The 5,224-nt window shown below is 38.7% G+C and carries 3 protein-coding genes and 1 pseudogene; 2 read left to right on the plus strand and 2 right to left on the minus strand.

Features of this window, described 5'->3' with window-relative positions; genetic code table 11:
• Positions 1–534 (plus strand): cobaltochelatase subunit CobN (locus tag G4P69_RS35370; protein ID WP_208354598.1); only part of this gene is annotated, 534 nt, incomplete at its 5' end.
• Positions 535–681: 147 nt separating this feature from the next.
• On the opposite strand, the pseudogene G4P69_RS35375 reads toward G4P69_RS35370, so the two are convergent.
• A pseudogene (locus G4P69_RS35375) lies at positions 682–1,582 on the minus strand (IS1634 family transposase); the annotation flags it as partial.
• Between the two features lie 55 nt (positions 1,583–1,637).
• Between G4P69_RS35375 and G4P69_RS35380 the strand changes: the two are divergent.
• Positions 1,638–1,916 carry a hypothetical protein gene (locus G4P69_RS35380; RefSeq protein ID WP_208344532.1) on the plus strand — a complete coding sequence of 93 codons (279 nt, stop codon included), beginning with the start codon at positions 1,638–1,640 and terminating at the stop codon, positions 1,914–1,916.
• Positions 1,917–2,079: 163 nt separating this feature from the next.
• Here G4P69_RS35380 and G4P69_RS35385 read toward each other — a convergent pair.
• Positions 2,080–5,224 (minus strand): WD40 repeat domain-containing protein (locus G4P69_RS35385; protein ID WP_208354600.1); only part of this gene is annotated, 3,145 nt, incomplete at its 5' end.

Below are 5,224 nucleotides of genomic sequence, written 5' to 3' on the forward strand. Positions count from 1 at the left end.
AGCGATCGCATTGTTCAAGAAATCGATTCAGTTGAATATGGCTTAACCGATATTCAAGAATACTACGCGAATACAGGCGGTTTGAAAAAAGCCGCAGAAAAACAGAGTGGTAAAAAAGTAACCACCAGTTTTGTAGAAAGTTTCTCCAAAGATACCACACCCCGTAATTTAGATGATCTGCTGCGGATGGAGTATCGCACGAAGTTACTCAACCCAAAATGGGCGCAAGCAATGGCGAATCAAGGTTCTGGTGGTGCATTTGAAATTTCTCAACGCATGACAGCGTTAATTGGTTGGGGTGGTACAGCAGATTTTACTGATGACTGGGTTTATGATCAGGCTGCGGATACTTACGCCCTAGATCCAGAAATGGCAGAAAAGTTGCGTAAAAGCAATCCTGAAGCTTTTCGTAATGTTGTCAGCAGAATGTTAGAAGCCCATGGACGAGGTTTTTGGCAAGCTAGTGACGAGAAGTTAGAAAAGTTGCGAGATCTGTATGAGTTGACAGATGAAGAAATTGAAGGTGTTAAGTAAGTTGGCGCTATCATTTACCCACATTGCGCACTTCAAATTGAAATACGAGATAATTACAAAATAGATAAAACCAAGAAAGTCAGGATAATTAAGAAAAGAATGATGAAACAATTTTCTTTTTAAAACAAATAATCAAACATAAAATATTTAACTGATAAAATATGTTGTACAGGCATTATAAATTCGAGGAATAATTACTATTCCTTCGGATGTTAAAATAAAATTCCGCTCTGACGTTAAATTAACAATTTGATGAACACCATTTAAAGTTAAAAGATGAATTCCTTGGAAACATTGAAAGACCCATCTTAGTGTAGGTGTCAGCGTTAGCTTTCCCAGTTGATTTTTTATTCCAATTTTAGCTCTTTTTAAACTATTTCTCAGTTCCCTTTGACCAAGATTATAAACTAACAAGCACAGAGACATTAAAAATAACATCGTTTCTACTCTTTCAGGATTCTCGACAAAGAAGCTATCAGCAAAAAATAAAGGATCTTTGAGAAACCTAAATCCTCTTTCGTAGGACTGTTGATTTTTATAATTTATAATAACTTCTTCTGTCTCTAATTTATTCTCGTCTACTAAATTAGTTGCTAAAATAAATCTACCAGCTTCTTTTCTTAGTATTTCTATTTCTTTTGTTTGTTCACACACTACTCCTTCCATTTTATAAATAGTCTTATTATCCTTTGATATAGTTTTAATAATTCGACTCTCTTTGATTTCAAACATTTTTAAATTTTTATTAATACCTTTTAGCTTATATCGAGCTTGTTCTGGAGTATCAAAATCTTCTTTTTTTAATTCCTTAACAAGTTTTTCAACTTTATCTTTTTCTTTCTTTCTTTATTTTTTTCTCTAGCTTCTCTAAGTCACTGTCTCTTCTTTTTGGACTTTCTACTATTAGCCAAATTTGTTTAATTCCACCATAAGTTACTATTTCTTCTTTCCACTTGTATTCTTCCAAATTTAGGGCTGCTCTTTTTTCTCTTTCTTCTGAAGTTATATCTATATCTTCCATTTCTACCGATTGGACTAATTCCTTAGCTAATCATTTAGTCTAAACTCCAGTAAATAAATAGGCGATCAAATCGCCAAAATACATGAAACTGACTAGACGGGATAGCATTCTTGGCTTTGTCACTTTCTTAATAGGGCTTAATTTTAGGCGTCGTAGTCAACTGGTTCAAACAGAGTTTTCCAACTCTTTAGTATTCAACCAAGCTCTGATGACCCCAAATTCATTACCAAGAAAGGAAATTGACACAGCGCAAATTTATGATGATTTTCTGGGAGCAGCAGCATTGGGCTTTGAAGACCACCCAGCACTTCTATATCAAGGCATTGGAACATCACCATACAAAAAACAAATCACCTATTAACCCACTCGTTTAACGCAGCGACCTGATGGCAAGAATTTAGTTGATCTGATTAAATCTGATGCTACATTCAGTTCTTATCCAGATTCTTGGATTGCTTTCAAAACTCAATGTCTAGCATACAGTATTCAATTTTAAAACTGAACTAAATGTAGCAAACGTTTTTCTACTCGATATTAGTATGGTTATGTGTAATGCAAAGATTGCGGTCTTCTTTAGCATTAGGATTATTCATCAAATAATCATGTAACCATTTGCAACCAAACTCCACTAACTTATCTAAATTTAAATTCCATAAAATTATTCCTTTATCAGTAGCAGCAGCCAGTATTTGATTGTCGGGACTAAAGCTAAGGCTAGTAATTTTATTACTTTGCCGTTCCATGGTTGTAAGTAGTTGACCCTCAAGATTCCACAATTTGATTGTACCATCCCAATCAGCAGAAGCAATCATCTGACTATCAGAGGTAAAACTAACGTCGAAAACCTGGTAGCTATGCCCCCTAAGAGTCCGTATTTCTTGACCGTCAATGCTGCTCCACAGTTTAACTGTATTGTCTGAACTAGCTGAAGCTATTATCTTACCGTTAGGACTGAAACTAACTTTGTTTACTGTATTACTATGCCCTTCAAGAGTTCTTCGTATTTCTTGATCATCAACGCTCCACAGTTTTATTGTTTTGTCAGAACCATCGCTTCCTGAGACAATTATCTTACCGTCAGGGCTAAAACTCACACTCCATATCCCACCAGTATGTCCGGTAAAAGTAGCGATTTCTTGACCGTCAATGCTGCTCCACAGTTTAACTGTTTTATCATCGCTACCAGTAACAATGAAGTGGTTGTTAGGGCTAAAGCAAACGCTCCTCACCGCCCCTGTGTGTCCAAAGAGAGTTTTAACCTCCTGACCATTTTGACTCCAAAGTTTAACTGTATGGTCAAAACTGCCAGAGGCAATTAACTTGCCATCCGGACTGAAACTGAGGCTGGCGATACCGTAGCTATGCCCAGAAAGGGTTTTCCTTTCAAGACTATTAAGCTTCCAAAGTTTGACCGTGTTTTTTACATTACTAGCAATAGTTTTTCCATCAGGACTAAAACTAACGCGGGTAATCTCTTGACCGTTTTCGGAAAGGATTGGGAGTTTCTGTTGATGAAGGCTCCAGAGTTTGACTGTGGAATCTTCACTGGCAGAAGTAATTGTGTTACCATCAGGGTGAAAACTAACGCTCGTCACTTCTGCTGTATGCCCTTTGAGAGTTGCAATTTCCTGCCCGTTCAAACTCCACAGCTTCAAAGTGTTGTCTGAACTGCCAGAAACAACTATTCTACCTTGTGGGCTAAAACTAACGCTGGTGACTTCATTGTCATGTCCTTTAAGAGTTGCACGTTTCTCTCCGTTTAAACTCCAGATTTTTATTGTCTTATCTGAACTGGCAGAAGCAATTAACTTGCCATCAGGACTAAAACTGATGCCGTAAACTGTTCCACCATGCGTTAGAGTTTTATTTAAAGTACCGTCAAAATTCCACAATTTGATTGTACCATCAAAACTGCCAGAAGCAAGTATTGTGCCGTTAGGGCCGTTAGGGCTAAAAATGACGCTACGAACGGTACTGTTATGCCCCTTAAGAGTTTTTAGTTCTTGACCGTCTTTGCTCCAGAGTTTGACTGTTTCGTCCATACTTCCAGATGCAATTGTCTTACCATCAGGGCTAAAACTCACACTCCATATTTGGTTTGTATGCCCACTCAGAGTTGTCAGTTCCTCACCTTCAAGGTTCCAAAGTATAATTGTATTATCCCAACCTGTGGAGGCAATGGTTTTACCATCAGGGCTAAAACTGATGCTTAAAACTCCATCTTTATGTCCCTTGAAAGTTCTAAGTTCTCGACCTTCTTTACTCCAAAGTTTGACCGTATTATCCCAACTAGCAGTAGCAATAATACTACCATCGTGGCTATAACTGACACTCTGGACAGGTCCACTATGCCCTTCCAATCGATTGCGCTCTCTGATACTGTAAATTACACGCTGTAGGTCGAGCACCGTTTGTTTTATAAAAAACGATTCTTGGGAAATTGCATTTTCTACTAGTAATTTTTGTAACTTTCTTCCAGCCTTCACTCCTGCAACTAGCGCTTCTAATTGTTGATTGGAACTAAGAAAAGCTTCCGAGCCTCTAGAAAGTGCGATCGCGTTTTGTTTTTCTGCTTCAACCCGACGTTCCTCAGAAATACGCAGCCGCTCCTTGGTTTCTTCAAGTTCATCATGTCTTTTCTGAATGCTTTGCTTGACAAATTCTGTCTCTAGCTTATTCAACCAGTTTTCATCAATTGCAGATTTGAGAACTTTTTCCAATACAGGTAGACGAGGGTCGCTACTCCACAAATAATCTAAATTGTGCGCTTGATTTTGCCAATCATTAGCTGCAGGTGTTAGGCGCTGACGCAGCACTATACTTTCTTGCTGAGCGTTTTTCCATTGCTGTAACTTATCCCATCCCCGTACTAGAGCATCGTGGGCTGGCTCTACATAAGCTTCATCCCCAATTTCTTTTCCCTCTACTAAAAGCCGTGCAGTAGAAAAACCTTCAATAACCGTCTTGACTCGATTATTTTCTTCTGCTCTTTCGTACACCAGTTCCGACTTTGGTACCCGTCGCCGCGCCAATTCAACACCTTCGACTGTAATCATTCGCAGCATCACCTGACGAACGGTATGTTCGTAAGCTGGGTTAAGCTTCACTAATTTCTTATATTCCTGAGTTGCTCTTTGCGTAAGTGAACCAGCAACGCCACCAAGTTCTAAGTAATCAGACTCAGTTAAAGCACGGTCATCACCACGCCGCTCTAAATACTTTAAGTACAGTTCGCTGAGGGTGAACGAAAGTAAAGGTAGTACTCCTGGCATTTGCACTACCTCGTTAATCAGTCTATCTATTAAATCAGGCGGTTCAAAATATAACACTTTCTCTGCTGCTGGCTTTTCAATGACCTCACGTAGCTCATCTTGTGTCATTGGTTTTAGCAAAAATCTAGCATCCTTCCATTGAGATGGGAAAGCAGAATCGAAAAACTGCGGTTCAAAGTCTGAACGTAAGGTTAAGACAATATATAGATTTGATGTGAGTGCTGCTTTTAATGCTTCCAAGAATTGCAGTCGCTCTTGTTCAGAACGACACATGGTAACCAATTCCTCAAACTGGTCAACAACCAGTAGCAGTTTCATCTGTGGGTGGGCTTTGCTCCAAGTAGCTACATCTTGGGCAAATCTATTAATTTCATGCCGTAAATCCTGACTTGTGGCA

The sequence above is a fragment of the Aetokthonos hydrillicola CCALA 1050 genome, assembly GCF_017591665.1.
GTDB lineage: Bacteria > Cyanobacteriota > Cyanobacteriia > Cyanobacteriales > Nostocaceae > Aetokthonos > Aetokthonos hydrillicola.

Excerpts from the sequence above, each read along its gene's own strand:
- G4P69_RS35380 (WP_208344532.1), top strand. The coding sequence starts at position 1,638 with ATGAAACTGACTAGACGGGATAGCATTCTTGGCTTTGTCACTTTCTTA.